The sequence below is a fragment of the Planotetraspora phitsanulokensis genome (genome assembly GCF_016863295.1).
GTDB lineage: Bacteria > Actinomycetota > Actinomycetes > Streptosporangiales > Streptosporangiaceae > Planotetraspora > Planotetraspora phitsanulokensis.
In genome coordinates, this window is sequence record NZ_BOOP01000007.1 from 75,340 (window position 1) to 88,709 (window position 13,370).

The window sequence follows — 13,370 nt, forward strand, 5'->3', positions numbered from 1 at the left end:
GCCACCACCCTGGTGAGGTACGACCGCCAGCCAAGTGATCGGATGACCCGTGCCCGCTGTCTCCCCCGCCGACAAGCGGGACGTTTCCACCCAGCGTCCGCACACGGCGGCGGCCTCAACGGGGAGCGCCGCGGCGGCGGGCGGTAAGACGACGGTCGGTGAGGTGGCGGGCGGCGGGTCCGGCTCCCCCGGAAGGGCCCGCGCCTCCCACGGCACCGCCTTCTGGTTCGCGGCCGGGGCGTTCGCCACGCAGATGGGCTTCGGCACCGCGCCCACGCCGCTGTGGCCGCTCTATGAGGCGCGGGACGGGTTCGGCCCGACGACGGTGACCGTGGCCTTCGCGTTGCTCGTCGTCGGCGCCTCGGCCGGCTTCCTCGGCCTGGGACACCTCTCGGACGTCCATGGTCGCCGCCGCGTCATCGCGTCCGCGCTCTCGGTGGCCATCGCGTCGGCCGTGGTGCTCATCGCGTGGCCCTCGCTGCCCGGCCTACTGGTCGGGCGTGTGCTCACCGGCGTGGGAATCGGCCTGATGGCGTCCACCGCGACCACCTATATCGCCGACCTTTACAGCCGATCACATCCAGGCCGGTCGGCCTCGGGAGTCCCGGGGATCGTGACGACCGCCGCCAACCTGGGCGGACTGGCACTCGGCCCTCTGATCGCGGGGATCATCGCCGAGTGGGCGCCGGTGCCGCTGGTCGCCACCCAGGCCGCCTTCGGCGCTGTCATGGCGGTGTTCCTGGTGCTGGTCCTCCTCAGCCCGGAGACCGTCGACTCCGGCTCGGCCGCGCGCGAGCGGCCCGCCCGGTTCGCCCTGCGACCGGCGGGTGCGGGCATGTTCACCGGCGCCAGCGGCATGGCCTTCGTCGCGTTCGCCGCACTCGGCCTGTTCTCGTCGCTGGGCGCCGTCATGATCCGCGGCCAGCTCGGCATCGCCTCTCCGCTCGTGAGCGGCGTCGCGGGCTTCATCTCCTTCGGCTCGGCGGCCGTCGGGCAGCTCACGATGGGCAGGGCGGCCGTCCGCCGCTTGCTGGGGGTCGGAATCATCCTCTTCCCGGTGGGCTTGGCCCTCGTCGCCGTCTCGCTCTCGCATCCGGCGTTGTGGTTGTACCTCATCGCGTCCGCCGCGGCGGGAGCCGGCTCGGGGCTGCTGTTCAAGGCGAGTGTCGGCCAGGTCGCGAGCGTGGCCGTGCCGGAGTCCCGGGCGGGAGTGCTGGCGGTGTTCTTCGTCATCGCCTACATCGGGATGGGCGTACCCGTCATCCTGTTCAGCCTCGCCACCCAGTGGGCCGGGATCGAGCCCGCCATCATCGGTTTCGCCGTCCTGCTGTCCGCGGGCGCGGCCATTTCGGTCGCCACCGTACGGCGACGCCTGGCCTGAGGGCGGGGCGCGGCCGCTGGTCCGAGGTGACCCGGTAGCCGTCGGCCTGGGTGCCAGCGCGGGCGCGGGGCCGGAGTTTCGGGCGGCGGGCGGGGTCGAAATATTTGAGTGCTCAAGTTTGTCGGCACTAGTGCCGAACGCTCTCCGGGCTTTGCCCTCGAGGGCCTGATCATAGGAGGCTGTCGACCATGCCCAGTTCGACCGCGCACGTCGCCACCGACGCCGCCGCCCGGTACGCCAAGCAACTCGCGTCCCACCTCGGCCGCAAGGCCCCGGTCGAGGACCTGCCCGGCGACGGGTTCCGGCTCACTTTCGCCGCCGGGGAGGGAACCCTGACTCCGGAGGCGGATCGCCTGATCATGCGGGCAACCGCCGAGGACGCGGAATCCCTCGCCACCGTGCAGGATGTCCTCGGCCGCCATCTGGAGCGCTTCGGCCAGCGGAACGAACTCGTCGTGACCTGGCAGGAGGACCCCTCGTGACCGGCGCCACGGCGTGAGTCGCCGCGAGGCCGCCCGGTGACCGGGACGCTGTACGGCATCAGCGACCTACACGTCGGCTATCCGGAGAATCGTGAGATCGTCGCCGCACTCCGCCCGGAGGCGCCGGGCGACTGGCTGATCGTCGCCGGTGACGTCGCTGAGACGCCCACCGACATCGAGTGGGCGCTCGGCACGCTCGCCGACCGGTACGCGAAGGTGATCTGGGCTCCCGGCAACCACGAACTGTGGACCACGGCATCCGATCCGATCACTCTGCGCGGCGTGCAGCGTTATGAGCACCTTGTTCGCATCTGCCGTGATCTGAAGGTGGCCACGCCCGAGGATCCGTATCCCGTGTGGCAAGGTCCGGACGGGCCGGTCGCCGTCGCTCCCCTGTTCGTGCTCTACGACTACAGCTTCCTTCCCGCCGGAACCTCGACGAAGGTCGAGGGCCTGGACTACGCGCATGGGACGGGCGTCGTCTGCTCCGATGAGTTCGTCCTGCATCCGGACCCCTATCCCTCGCGAGAGGCCTGGTGCCACGCGAGGGTCGAGCACACGGAGCACCGCCTGGCGGAGATCGGGCTGCCCACTGTTCTGGTCAACCACTTCCCGCTGGTGCGCGAGCCGACGGCCATCCTGCGCCACCCCGAGTTCGCCATGTGGTGCGGCACCGAGGGGACCGCCGACTGGCACACGCGTTTCCGGGCGGAAGCCGTCGTCTACGGCCACCTGCATATTCCCCGGACTACCTGGTACGACGGTGTCCGGTTCGAGGAGGTCTCCTTGGGCTACCCACGGGAGTGGCGGTTGCGGGACGACGGGCCGTCCCAGCCGCGCGCCATACTGCCCGGGAGCTCCGCATGATCGGAGACATCCTTCCTCCGTGGGTGGTCGTCGCCGAGCGCTTCGATGACGTGCCCGAGGACTCGCTGTTCCCCGAGGAGGAACCGCTGATCGCCCGCGCTGTGGAGAAGCGCCGGCGCGAGTTCGTCACCGGCCGGTACTGCGCCAGGACGGCGCTCGCCCGTCTGGGGGTGCCCCCCGGGCCGATCCTTCGCGGCGAACGGGGTGCGCCGCAGTGGCCATCCGGCACGATCGGAAGCATCACTCACTGTGCCGGCTATCGCGCCGCCGCCGTCGCGACTTCTACGTCCGGGATCACTATCGGCATCGATGCCGAACCGGGCGGACCCCTGCCCGACGGGGTGCTCGAAACCGTCGCCTCACCAGAGGAGATCGCCACCCTCGGCCGATTCCGGGACGAGGATCCACGCGTGAACTGGGACAGGATCCTGTTCAGCGCAAAGGAGTCGGTCTACAAGGCCTGGTTTCCACTCACCGGGCGATGGCTCGACTTCACGGAGGCCGTGGTCGATATCGAGCCTTCTGGAGAATTCACCGCGACGCTGCTGATCTCCGATCCCCGGATGGGGACCGACCGGCTGACGGGCAGATGGATCGTCGCCAGCGGGCTGCTCGCCACCGCCATCGCGCTCCCCCGTGTCGCACCGGAGCGCCACCGCTCTGGGTGATGGCCGTGTGATGGCGGGCCTTGGACGCCGGCCCGCCGCATGTGCATGGCGGATGGCCCGCCCTTCCCGTGGGTTCAGAAGGGCGGGATGTCGTTGTCCGGCGTGGTGGGTGATCGGGTGGGCGGTCTGGCGTTGAGGTGGGTTTGATGGCGGCTGGTTGGGTGGGGTTCGGTCCAGATGGGGGTGGGCTCCCAGGGGTGAGGTACGGGGTCGGTTTCTGCCGGGTCATGGTCGGTGGTCTGCGGGTTAGGTTCGGGGAGGGGCTCGATGACGGGCGGGGGCTGAACGGGGTAATGGTGGCCGGTCCTGCTGATCCACGTCAGGTGGCCGGGTGCGGTCTGGGTGAGTTGCCAGCCGTGGTCGCGGAGGTCGTGGTCGTGGGTGCAGGTGGCGGCGAGGTTGGTATGGGTGGTGGGTCCGCCGTCGCCATATGCCTGGGTGTGGTCGAGTTCGGTACGGGTGGCCGGTGCGCGGCAGCCCGGGTGGCAGCAGACGCGGTCGCGGATCTGGATCCATCGGCGTAGCCGGGTGGTGGCGAAGCGCCGCCGCTCGCCGGTGTTGACGGGGTCGGAGTTCGGTTCGGTCTGGTCGAGCTGGCCGATGATGTCGGCGATGACGGGCGCCCAGCCGCCGAGGGCGGGCAGGTCCGTCTGCCATAGGCGGAGCAGGGCGAGCGGGATCTGCAGCTCGACGATGCCCCGGCTGCGCGCCGACGCTCGACGCCGCTTTGTCACCGAGTCTGCTGCCGACCCTGGTCCTGGGGCTGGTGTAGACGAGCGAGCAGGGTGGCGGGGCCAGCCGCGGGGTCGGTGGCGGGTGATTCCGGCGTGGAGGAGCCGCCCGTCGTGGTCGCAGACGGCGTAGCGCCATTCGCTGTTGACCTGGGCTTTGGTCATGCGGCGGGCCAGATGGGCGTGGAGAGGTCCCCATCCGGCGAGTTCAGCCGGAAGGTCGTCCAGGTGCATCAGGGTCGACAGCTGGACCCGTATCTCACCCGCCGCGAATCCCGCTTCCAGCCCTGCTGGCAGGCCACGGGCGGACTTTGGTGCGGACTCCTCCATGGATGACGGTCCGGCATCCGATCCACCATCGGACTTGCCGTCAGGCCCATCGCCTGGCCCCACCCCAAGTCCGCCGCCGTCCGTCCCCGTGTCAGGTCCGTCACCGGGTTCGTCACGGGGTCCGTCGTGGGGGTTGTCGAGGAGTTGGTCGTCGTAATCCTCTTCGTCGGGGCAGGGGCGGCCGGCCTGAAGGAGGGCGGCGGCGATCTGGGTGTCGTCCAGCCCAGTGAAGCTGCCGTCGAGCAGGCCGAGGAAGATGTCGGCGCGGATGTGGTCGATCGGGGTGTGCAGTCCGGCGCGTTTGGCCTGCTGAGCGATGGCGTCGACGCGGACGATCGCGGCGGCGGCCTGGTCGAGGGGCAGTTGGTGGCCGGTGATGCCGGCGGTGCCGTCGGGCAGGAGGGTGCCTTCGACCCGGCGGCGTTGCAGCGCACGTTCGTAGCGACGGCGGGCCCAGCTCGGGTCGGCGGCCAGCAGCAGGCGTTTGATCTTGTCTTTGAGCTGGCTGGTGGTGAGCCGTCCGGCGGTGGGCAGCACATGGTCGGCCACGGTACGGGCGAGGTCGGCCGGGACGTCCTCGAGCCAGTCGCAGAACACCAGCGCGCGGGGCTTGTCGATCCGCCCGGCATCCAGGGCGTCGCGTACGGCAGGCAAGCGGGTGGCCAGAGCATGGGCGAAGGCATATTCCCGTTCGGCGGCCCGCCGGGTCAGCGTCAACGCGGCGCGTATTTCGTCAGCCGAGCATTTGTCCGGAACGGCCATTTTCGTCATATCGCCCGGCGCAGGGACATACAGCCCGACCTCGGCCATTATTGCGGCTTTCCTGGCTTGAACATGTGCTTCCAGCCGGGCGTAGGCCTGCAGGACGACCACCGCGTCATACCCGCTCAACCGCGCGAGATCCAGGCCGCCCAGCGCCGCAGCGAGCTCCGGACCCGGCGCCATCTCGGCCAGGCCCTCCGCGATCAGCTCCCGCTCGACAATCACGCCGCAAAACTAACAACCACCGCCGACAAAATCGCTCGAGCTTCAAGCGCCGCCCGGAAATCGATTTCACACACCAAGAAAACATTACATAACACCAAATAATCCATTTCACCCAACATCGACCCACCCGTTCACGGCGGGAACCGGCCCCGGACGACTCATCCGACCAGCCGATGGCCACCGGCACCCTGATGACGGGCTATCGTCCCGAGATGTGAGGACGCGCCTGCCCATGACCATGCCGACGACCGTCCGCGAGGCCGAGGCCATCCAGGAGGAGCTCCGCCCGCGGCTCGATCTCGTCGGGCCGGGCGAGCGTCATCCGGCGAGGGTGGCGGGTGTCGACGTCGCCTACACCGACGATCGGCTCGCCGCCGCCGTCGTGGTCCTCGACGGCACCACGCTCCAGGTCCTCGACCAGGTCTCCCTGCCCGGCCGGGTCGCCTTCGAATATGTGCCGGGCCTGCTGGCCTTCCGAGAGCTGCCCAGCGTCATCCAGGCGCTCGATCGGCTCTCCGTCACTCCGGACCTGGTCGTCTGCGACGGGTACGGCATCGCCCACCCACGGCGGTTCGGCCTGGCCTGCCATCTGGGCGCGCTCACCGGTCTGCCCGCCATCGGCGTCGCGAAGACGGCGTTCGTGGGCACCTACGACGATCCGGCGCACGGGCGGGGCGCCTGGAGTGAGCTGCGTCTCGAGGGCGACGTCGTCGGGCGCGTGCTCCGGACTCAGGACGGCGTCAAGCCGGTCTTCGTCTCGGTCGGCCACGCGGTCGACCTGGACACCGCCTGCCACAACGTCCTGGCGCTCACGCCGCGCCATCGCCTCCCGGAGACGACGAGAGCCGCCGACCGGCTGTCCCGGGAGGCGCTGCGAGCGGCCTCCGGGACCTGACTACCGGGGAGTACTGGGCCCTTGCGAGTCGCTCAGCGCGGCCCTTCCGCGAGGTAGGCGGCGGCGACCCGCTTCGGGACGACCATGCGCCACGCGTCGACGACCAGCTCCTCCATCTCGGCGTGGTCGAGCGCGGAGAGCCAGGCACGGACCCAGTTGTAGCGCTCGTCCGACGGGCGGGGCATGTGAAACTTGTCCGGCTCCGCCGCGATGAGCGCGGCCCGCTCCTCCTTCGGGAAGCCGAAGCCCATCGACGTCTCGTCCGCGGAGATCGTCACGTAGACGAGACGGCCGACGCGGAACGTGACCCGGTCTCTGACCAGCTTCTCCTCGGTGCGCGGCAGTGCCGCGGCCACCTCGCGGATCTCAGCAGCGGTTATCACGACTCCGCCAGGTGCCGCTCGATTGCGGCCACCTTGGCGTCGAGCCGGCCGCCGCCGGAACGCGAGTCCGCCTTGAGGACGACGCTCACCCGGGAAGCCCGTGCCTCGACGGCGGCGACGGCGGCGACGGCGGCCGTGACCACCGCCAGGACCTCCTCCCAGGTCTCACCCTCGACCGTGGTGAACATGGCGTCCGTGCGGTTCGGCAGGCCGGACTCGCGCACGACGCGGACCGCCTCAGCCACCAGCTCTCCGACGTCCTCCCCGGTCCCGATCGGCGTGACGCTGAACGCCACCAGCACCGACATGGCTCCCCCTCACAGCTGCGACCCCGAGCCGTCCGACCCGGCACCCGCGAGCGTATCCCGCACAACCGACAAAGCCGCCGAGGGACAAAACCGCCGACGGGCACAGCCGAACCGAGGGAAGCCGGACGCCCGGCACGTTGTTGACCACCGCCGTGAGCACCACCGCAATCGGCTCGGCCGCGAGCACGCCCCCGACTGACGCCGCGCCGACGGAGGTCGACGTCGTCGTCATCGGCGCCGGCCAGGCCGGGCTGTCCAGCGCGTACTTCGTGCGCCGTTTCGGGCTCGGATTCGTGGTCCTGGACGCCGAGCCGGGACCGGGCGGCGCGTGGCGGCACCGGTCGCCGACGCTCACCATGGAGAAGATCCACGACATCTTCGACCTGCCCGGTGTACACCGCACTCCGGAGATCGACCCCGCTCTCCTGGCCGCCGACGTGGTGCCCCGATACTTCGCCGACTACGAAAGACGAACAGGACTGCCCATCCTCCGGCCCGTTAAGGTGCGTTCGGTGACGCGCCATGAGGGCGGCAGGCTCCTCGTCACCGCCGAGCGGGCATCGGCCGACGCCGCACCCCGGACATGGGCGGCACGTGCGGTGATCAACGCCACGGGCACCTGGACCCGGCCCCACTGGCCCTACTACCCCGGGGCCGCCGACTTCCGGGGCAGGCAGCTGCACTACGCCGACTATCGGGGACCCGAGGAGTTCGCCGGGGCGAAGGTGGTCATCGTCGGCGGGGGCGCCTCCGCCACACATGTGTTGTCCGAGGTCGCGGACGTCGCCGAGACGACCATCTGGGTGACACGCAGCCCGCTGGTCTTCCATGACGGCGCGTACGGCGAGGACCGCCGGCGGGCGGCCGTCGCGCGGGTGGAGGAACGCGTGCGGGCGGGGCTGCCGCCCCAGAGCGTGGTGAGCGCGACGGGCCTCGCCTACACGAAGGTGATACGGGACGCCATGGACAAGGGGGTCTTCAACCGGCTCCCCATGTTCAGCCGCATCACCCCCGACGGCGTGATGTGGGACGACGGGCGGACGGCCGAAGCCGATGTGATCATCTGGGCGACCGGGTTCCGCTCGGCCATCGGCCATCTCGCACCGCTCAAGCTGCGGGGCCCGGGCGGCGGCATCCAGATGGACGGCACCCGTGTGGTCGCCGAACCCCGCCTCCATCTGGTCGGCTACGGCCCCTCGGCCAGCACCGTCGGGGCGAACCGCGCCGGCCGCACGGCCGCCCAGGAGATCCGCCGCCTGCTGGCCGCCCCTCACGCCGCCTGATCCCCACCGCCCCACCGGCTCCGGAGAAGCCGGTGTCCTAGGAGACCAGCGCTTCGGTGGACACCTGCCAGAGCAGTGTGGCCGCCTCCGGGTCGAGCGCCCAGGGCGCGACACCCCGCCGGGTGCCCGGCTGGTTCGGCTCCGCCTCGTTGCAGTCCTCGAAGTAGCGGCCGCCGACGCCTTCGAGCAGAGGCGACGCCGCGAGAAGCACGGACGTCGCGGCGCCCTGCTCCGGCGTCTTCCACGACACTCCCGCCGCGCCCCTCTGGGCCCTCAGCCGCTCGAGCTCCTCATCGGAGACGTACCGCTGGAGGTTGGTCCGGATCCCGCCCGGCATCAACGCGTTGGCGGTGATGCCGTCGTCCGCCCACAGCCGGGTCGCCTCGACCGCCATCAGCACGTTGGCGGTCTTGGACTGCCCGTAGGCGGACCAGGGCTCGTACTCCCGCTCACGGAAGTGGATGTCCTCGAAGACGACCGGCGAGCGCAGGTGCGCGCTCGAGCTGACCGACACGACGCGGGCGCCGCCGGCCGCCGCGAGCGCCCGGTGCAGTCCGGTGGTGAGCGCGAAGTGCCCGAGGTGGTTGGTGGCGAACTGCATTTCCCAGCCCTCCGGTGTGCGCATCTCGGGCGACGCCATCATTCCGGCGTTGTTCACGAGGATGTGCAGCGGGCCGTCCCACGAGGCGGCGAACTCCGCAACGGAGGCCCGGTCGGCGAGGTCCAGCCGCGCCACGCGGACCTGCTCGTTTCCGGTGGTCGCGACGATGTCCCCGGCTGTGCGCTCTCCCGCCGCGAGGTCGCGGACCGCCAGGGTCACCTCGGCGCCCGCACCGGCGAGCGCCCGCGCGGTCTCGATGCCGATGCCGGAGGCCGCGCCGGTGACGATGACGCGACGGCCGGTGAGGTCGACGCCGGCGACGACCCCGGCAGCGGTCGACTCGGCGGTGAACGGCGTGGTGATGCGTGTGGTCGCGGTCATGTTCTTTCCTGTCTCGCCAGGTCCTGCCAGGGCATGCGGACCGGGGGCCCTGCCGGTACGCTGAAAACGGAGGAACCTCCGTTACGCTCCCGACTCTAATCGGAGGAACCTCCGTTTAGCAAGTTCGGCCTGCGCCCAGGACAATGAACCGCGAACACGCCGACGAGGAGGACAGACGTGCCACCCGCCCGACCGCTTCGCGCGGACGCCCGCCGCAACCGCGACCGGCTGCTGGAGGTCGCCGTGCGCGCGTTCTCCCAGGACGGGCCGGATGTCACGCTTGAGGCGATCGCGAAGGAGGCGGGCGTGGGCATCGGCACGCTCTACCGCCACTTCCCCACCCGGGAGGCGCTCGTCGAGGCCGCCTACCGCAACGAGCTCGCGAGACTGTGCGACGCGGCCGGGGAACTCCTCGAGGCCAAGGCGCCCGACCAGGCGCTGCGCGACTGGATGGACCGCTTCGTCGACTACGGGGCGGCCAAGCGCGGCATGGCCGACGCACTGCGGGCGGTCGTGGCGTCGGGCGGCAACCCCTACGCGCACAGCCGGGACAAACTGATCGACACAATCGGCACGCTGCTCGAGGCGGGCGGCGCCGCCGGGAGGCTGCGGACCGATGCCCGGGCCGACGACGTGCTCGCGAGCCTCAGCGGCATCGGTCTCATCACGGGCGACCCCGGACGGCGCGAGCAGGCCGACCGCCTGCTCGACCTGCTGATGGACGGCCTGCGCTACCGGCCGGCGAACGAGGCGTGACCGCGAACCAAGCGTGACCGTGAGCGGAGCCTGGCCGTGAAAAAAGCCTGACGCCCGGCACGGCAGGCAGCAGAAGGCCAGGTCAGGCCAGCCGCAGGGCCTCGGCGGCGACGGCGTGGCGCAGGTCCCGGATGCCGGGCCGTCCCCGCAGCGGATGGACGTTGTTGGTGAGCAGGACGGCGGTCACCCCGCGGCCGGGATCCACGGCGACCGACGTCCCGGTGAAGCCGGAGTGCCCCCACGCGTCCACGAGCGGGCCGACGACGGCCGGATCGCCGATCCGCACGCCGAGCCCCTGGCGGAAGGCGCAACCGGCGGCCGCGTGGTCGCGCGTCATCTCGGCGACCGCCTCGCGGGAGAGGATCCCGTCCCCGCCGCCGCGCAGCGCCTCACAGAAGCGGACCAGGTCCGCGGCCGTGGAGAACAGCCCCGCGTGGCCCGCGACCCCGCCGAGCGCGTGGGCGGTCTCGTCGTGGACCTCTCCCCTGACGCAGGCCGCCGCGAGCTCTCCCGGACGTTCCCGCGCCGTGCGCTCGGGCTTGTGCTCGGTCGCCACGATCCTCGGCAGCCGGGCCGGGTCCGGCCGGTAGCCCGTGTCGGACAGGCCGAGCGGCGTCGTGATCCGCTCCCGGACGAGCACGTCGAGGGGTGCGTCTCCCGCGATCTCGGCGACCCGTCCCGCGGTGATCATGCCGACGTCGGAGTAGACGTGCGTGCCGGCGGGGCCGGAAGCAGGCGTGGACAGGATCATGTCCCAGCGGCTCTCGGGGGGCTCCTTCTCGACCCGCCGCCCGGACGGCAGGCCCGCCGTGTGGGTCAGCAGGTGTCTCAGCGTGATCTCCGGCCGGTCGCCGTAATGCTCGGGCAGCCAGGTCGCCACCGGTTCGTCGACGGACACCCTGCCGTCGTCGGCGAGCGACAGGAGCACGACGGTGGTGAACAGCTTGGTGATCGAGGCGAGGTCGAAGATCGAGTCCAGCGCGACCGGCGGACGCTCCCGGGCAGGCGACTCAGACGAGTCCGCGTAGCGCACGGCCTCGCCCACGGCCGCCTCGGCCACGGTCCGCCCGTCCACGGCGATCACCGCTACAGCCCCGGACGCGACCTCCGGAACCGCCGCCCGGAGAAGGTCGCCGAGCATGGGCCGTCAGCCGGCCTTGCCGCGGCGCCGCGGCTCCCGAGCCCGCGACTCCCGAGAATGCCCCCGACCCGGCGTATCGCCCGAATGCACGCCTCCGTTGCCGGAATGCGCTCCCCCGGGCGCCTGACCGGACCCGGCGTGCAACGCGGAGTCGAGCCTGCCACCGCGGTCGGCGAGGAACTCGCGGGCCCGGGCGGCGTCGAAGCCGTACTGGATCATCACGACGGCGGTCTTCACGTCGTGGCCGGCGCCTTCGAGGGCCTCGCGGGCGACCGGGGTGTCGGCCCCCGTGACCTCGGCGACGATCCGCACGGCACGGTCGACGAGCTTCGAGTTGCTCGCCGACACCTCGATCATGCGATTGCCGTACGTGCGGCCGCACCTGATCATCGTGATCGTCGAGATCATGTTGAGGACCAGCTTCTGGGCCGTTCCCGCCTTGAGCCGGGTCGACCCGGTCACGATCTCCGGTCCCACGATCACCTCGACGGCGTGATCCGCCTCCGCGGCGAGCGGCGTGCCCGTGTTGCAGGCCAGCGCCACGGTCAGGGCGCCGCGCCTGCGCGCCTCCGCGACCGCCGCCACCACGTACGGCGCACGCCCGCTGGCGGAGATCCCCACGACCGAGTCCTGCGGGCCGACGTCCTTCGCCCGGATGGCCTCCGCGCCCGCCTCCGCGTCGTCCTCGGCGCCCTCGACGGACCGGGTGAGCGCGGGCTCGCCTCCCGCGATGATGCCCTGGACCAGGTCGGGGTCGGTGCCGAAGGTCGGCGGGCACTCCGAGGCGTCGAGCACCGCGAGCCGTCCCGACGTGCCGGCGCCCACGTAGAGCAGGCGGCCGCCGGCGGCGATCCGCGCGGCGATGCCGTCGACCGCGGCCGAGATCACCGGGACCGCGGTGGCCACTGCGGCCGGCACGGCGGAGTCGGCCTCGTTCATCAGCCGCGCGATCTCCTCCGTCGGAAGCGTGTCGATCCGGCTGTAGCGGGGATCGCTCTGTTCGGTGGCGAGAGCCGCAAGTGATTTCATCATAAATATCCTATTTGGAGTATTTTATCCTGATGATTCGAGTCCGGACGGGGCTGGAAGAACTGGTCGCGGCGCCGCGGCCAGCGAGTCACGGCCGTGCCGGCCTCATCACCAACCCCACCGGAGTCCTGCCCGATCTGACCCCGTCGGCAACGGCCCTGCTGTCGGCGGGAATCCGGCTGACCACGCTCTTCAGCCCAGAACACGGCCTCCGGGGCACGGCGCAAGCGGGCGCGGGCGAGGGCGACACGACCGATCCGGTGACCGGCCTGCCGGTCGTCGACACCTACCGAAGATCGCCCGAGGAACTCGCCGATCTCGTCGCGTCCGCGGGCGTCGACGTGCTCGTGTTCGACGTGAGCGACGTCGGCACGCGTTTCTACACCTATATCTGGACGATGTACGACCTCATGGTGGCCGCCGCCCGGCTGGCCCTGCGGTTCGTCGTGCTCGACCGGCCCAACCCGATCGGCGGGGTCACGGCCGAGGGACCGATGCTCGACCCGGCCTGCGCGAGCTTCCTCGGCCGCGCCCCCATCCCCGTACGGCACGGCCTGACACCCGGGGAGCTGGCCCTGTTCGTCAACCGGACGATCGACGCGGACCTGCACGTGATCCCGCTCAGCGGCTGGCGGCGGGAATGGCTCTTCGACGAGACGGGCCTGCCCTGGGTGATGCCGTCGGCCAACATGCCCACGCTGGACACCGCGTTCGTCTACCCGGGGACGGGCCTGTTCGAGGGCACGAACGTCTCCGAGGGGCGCGGCACGACCCGGCCGTTCGAACTGGTCGGCGCGCCGTACGTGGACGAGCGCCTCGCCCTCGCGCTCAACGATCTCGGCCTCGCCGGGGTGCGCTTCCGCGACACGTGGTTCACCCCCACCTTCGGCAAGCACGCGGGCCTGCAGGTGCGCGGCGTCCAGGCGCACGTCTGCGACCGGTCCGCGTTCCAGCCGGTCCTCGCCGGGGTGTCCATGCTCCACTGCATGCGCGCGCTGTATCCGGGTGAGTTCGCCTGCGATCCGTTCCTCGACCTGTTGTGGGGGTCGGACTCGCTGCGCCTGCGCCTCGACGCGGGCGAAGACCCGCGCGGCCTCTGCGCGCCGGTCTCCTGGTTCGACCAGGTGGAGTTGCTCTACGGCTGACA

14 protein-coding genes are annotated in these 13,370 nt (G+C 71.2%); 8 read left to right on the forward strand and 6 right to left on the reverse strand.

Annotation, left to right across the window (positions count from 1 at the left end; translation table 11 throughout):
- The first annotated feature begins 49 nt into the window (after positions 1-49).
- From Pph01_RS09365 to Pph01_RS09380, 4 genes are all read left to right on the forward strand, one after another.
- Positions 50-1,381, forward strand: coding sequence for an MFS transporter (locus Pph01_RS09365; RefSeq protein WP_239116548.1), 1,332 nt, complete (start codon positions 50-52; stop codon positions 1,379-1,381).
- Between the two features lie 188 nt (positions 1,382-1,569).
- Complete coding sequence (locus Pph01_RS09370) at positions 1,570-1,863, forward strand: DUF2218 domain-containing protein (RefSeq protein ID WP_204072609.1); 294 nt, start codon at positions 1,570-1,572, stop codon at positions 1,861-1,863.
- Positions 1,864-1,899: 36 nt separating this feature from the next.
- Positions 1,900-2,730, forward strand: coding sequence for a metallophosphoesterase family protein (locus tag Pph01_RS09375; RefSeq protein WP_204072610.1), 831 nt, complete (start codon positions 1,900-1,902; stop codon positions 2,728-2,730).
- Entirely contained in the window at positions 2,727-3,398 is a 672-nt protein-coding gene (locus Pph01_RS09380) for a 4'-phosphopantetheinyl transferase family protein (RefSeq protein ID WP_204072611.1), read from the forward strand. Before Pph01_RS09375 ends, Pph01_RS09380 begins: the two co-directional genes overlap by 4 nt.
- Before the next feature lie 74 nt (positions 3,399-3,472).
- On the opposite strand, the gene Pph01_RS09385 is transcribed toward Pph01_RS09380, so the two are convergent.
- Positions 3,473-5,446 carry an HNH endonuclease signature motif containing protein gene (locus tag Pph01_RS09385; protein WP_204072612.1) on the reverse strand — a complete coding sequence of 658 codons (1,974 nt, stop codon included), beginning with the start codon at positions 5,444-5,446 and terminating at the stop codon, positions 3,473-3,475.
- A gap of 232 nt (positions 5,447-5,678) precedes the next feature.
- Here Pph01_RS09385 and Pph01_RS09390 point away from each other — a divergent pair, with 232 nt between their 5' ends.
- On the forward strand, positions 5,679-6,341 hold the full coding sequence (locus Pph01_RS09390) for an endonuclease V (protein WP_204072613.1): 663 nt from the start codon (positions 5,679-5,681) through the stop codon (positions 6,339-6,341).
- Positions 6,342-6,373: 32 nt separating this feature from the next.
- On the opposite strand, the gene Pph01_RS09395 is transcribed toward Pph01_RS09390, so the two are convergent.
- A complete protein-coding gene (locus tag Pph01_RS09395) occupies positions 6,374-6,724 on the reverse strand; it encodes an MmcQ/YjbR family DNA-binding protein (RefSeq protein WP_204072614.1) in 351 nt (116 codons plus the stop codon).
- Positions 6,721-7,032 (reverse strand): thiamine-binding protein, encoded by a 312-nt coding sequence (locus tag Pph01_RS09400; RefSeq protein ID WP_275412811.1) that lies wholly within the window; start codon positions 7,030-7,032, stop codon positions 6,721-6,723. The genes Pph01_RS09395 and Pph01_RS09400 overlap by 4 nt, the downstream gene beginning before the upstream one ends.
- 152 nt (positions 7,033-7,184) lie before the next feature.
- Here Pph01_RS09400 and Pph01_RS09405 point away from each other — a divergent pair, with 152 nt between their 5' ends.
- Positions 7,185-8,315 carry an NAD(P)-binding domain-containing protein gene (locus Pph01_RS09405; RefSeq protein ID WP_239116549.1) on the forward strand — a complete coding sequence of 377 codons (1,131 nt, stop codon included), beginning with the start codon at positions 7,185-7,187 and terminating at the stop codon, positions 8,313-8,315.
- Between the two features lie 37 nt (positions 8,316-8,352).
- Here the strand turns inward: Pph01_RS09405 and Pph01_RS09410 are convergent, their stop codons facing one another.
- Positions 8,353-9,297: an SDR family NAD(P)-dependent oxidoreductase gene (locus Pph01_RS09410; RefSeq protein WP_204072615.1), complete on the reverse strand. Its 945-nt coding sequence runs from the start codon at positions 9,295-9,297 to the stop codon at positions 8,353-8,355.
- Between the two features lie 177 nt (positions 9,298-9,474).
- Here Pph01_RS09410 and Pph01_RS09415 point away from each other — a divergent pair, with 177 nt between their 5' ends.
- Complete coding sequence (locus tag Pph01_RS09415) at positions 9,475-10,053, forward strand: TetR/AcrR family transcriptional regulator (protein WP_204072616.1); 579 nt, start codon at positions 9,475-9,477, stop codon at positions 10,051-10,053.
- An 82-nt stretch (positions 10,054-10,135) separates the two neighbouring features.
- Here the strand turns inward: Pph01_RS09415 and Pph01_RS09420 are convergent, their stop codons facing one another.
- A complete protein-coding gene (locus Pph01_RS09420; protein ID WP_204072617.1) occupies positions 10,136-11,194 on the reverse strand; it encodes a serine hydrolase domain-containing protein in 1,059 nt (352 codons plus the stop codon).
- A gap of 6 nt (positions 11,195-11,200) precedes the next feature.
- Positions 11,201-12,223: an N-acetylmuramic acid 6-phosphate etherase gene (gene murQ, locus Pph01_RS09425; RefSeq protein WP_239116550.1), complete on the reverse strand. Its 1,023-nt coding sequence runs from the start codon at positions 12,221-12,223 to the stop codon at positions 11,201-11,203.
- A 32-nt stretch (positions 12,224-12,255) separates the two neighbouring features.
- On the opposite strand from murQ, the gene Pph01_RS09430 reads away from it, so the two are divergent.
- Positions 12,256-13,368 (forward strand): exo-beta-N-acetylmuramidase NamZ family protein, encoded by a 1,113-nt coding sequence (locus Pph01_RS09430; protein ID WP_204072619.1) that lies wholly within the window; start codon positions 12,256-12,258, stop codon positions 13,366-13,368.
- Positions 13,369-13,370: the final 2 nt, after the last annotated feature.

Bases quoted from the DNA above. Each gene is read 5' to 3' on its own strand.
- Pph01_RS09390 (WP_204072613.1), top strand. From the start codon at position 5,679: ATGACCATGCCGACGACCGTCCGCGAGGCCGAGGCCATCCAGGAGGAG.
- Pph01_RS09400 (WP_275412811.1), bottom strand. From the start codon at position 7,032: ATGTCGGTGCTGGTGGCGTTCAGCGTCACGCCGATCGGGACCGGGGAG.
- Pph01_RS09430 (WP_204072619.1), top strand. From the start codon at position 12,256: ATGATTCGAGTCCGGACGGGGCTGGAAGAACTGGTCGCGGCGCCGCGG.
- Pph01_RS09370 (WP_204072609.1), top strand. From the start codon at position 1,570: ATGCCCAGTTCGACCGCGCACGTCGCCACCGACGCCGCCGCCCGGTAC.
- Pph01_RS09380 (WP_204072611.1), top strand. From the start codon at position 2,727: ATGATCGGAGACATCCTTCCTCCGTGGGTGGTCGTCGCCGAGCGCTTC.
- murQ (WP_239116550.1), bottom strand. From the start codon at position 12,223: ATGAAATCACTTGCGGCTCTCGCCACCGAACAGAGCGATCCCCGCTAC.
- Pph01_RS09420 (WP_204072617.1), bottom strand. From the start codon at position 11,194: ATGCTCGGCGACCTTCTCCGGGCGGCGGTTCCGGAGGTCGCGTCCGGG.
- Pph01_RS09410 (WP_204072615.1), bottom strand. From the start codon at position 9,297: ATGACCGCGACCACACGCATCACCACGCCGTTCACCGCCGAGTCGACC.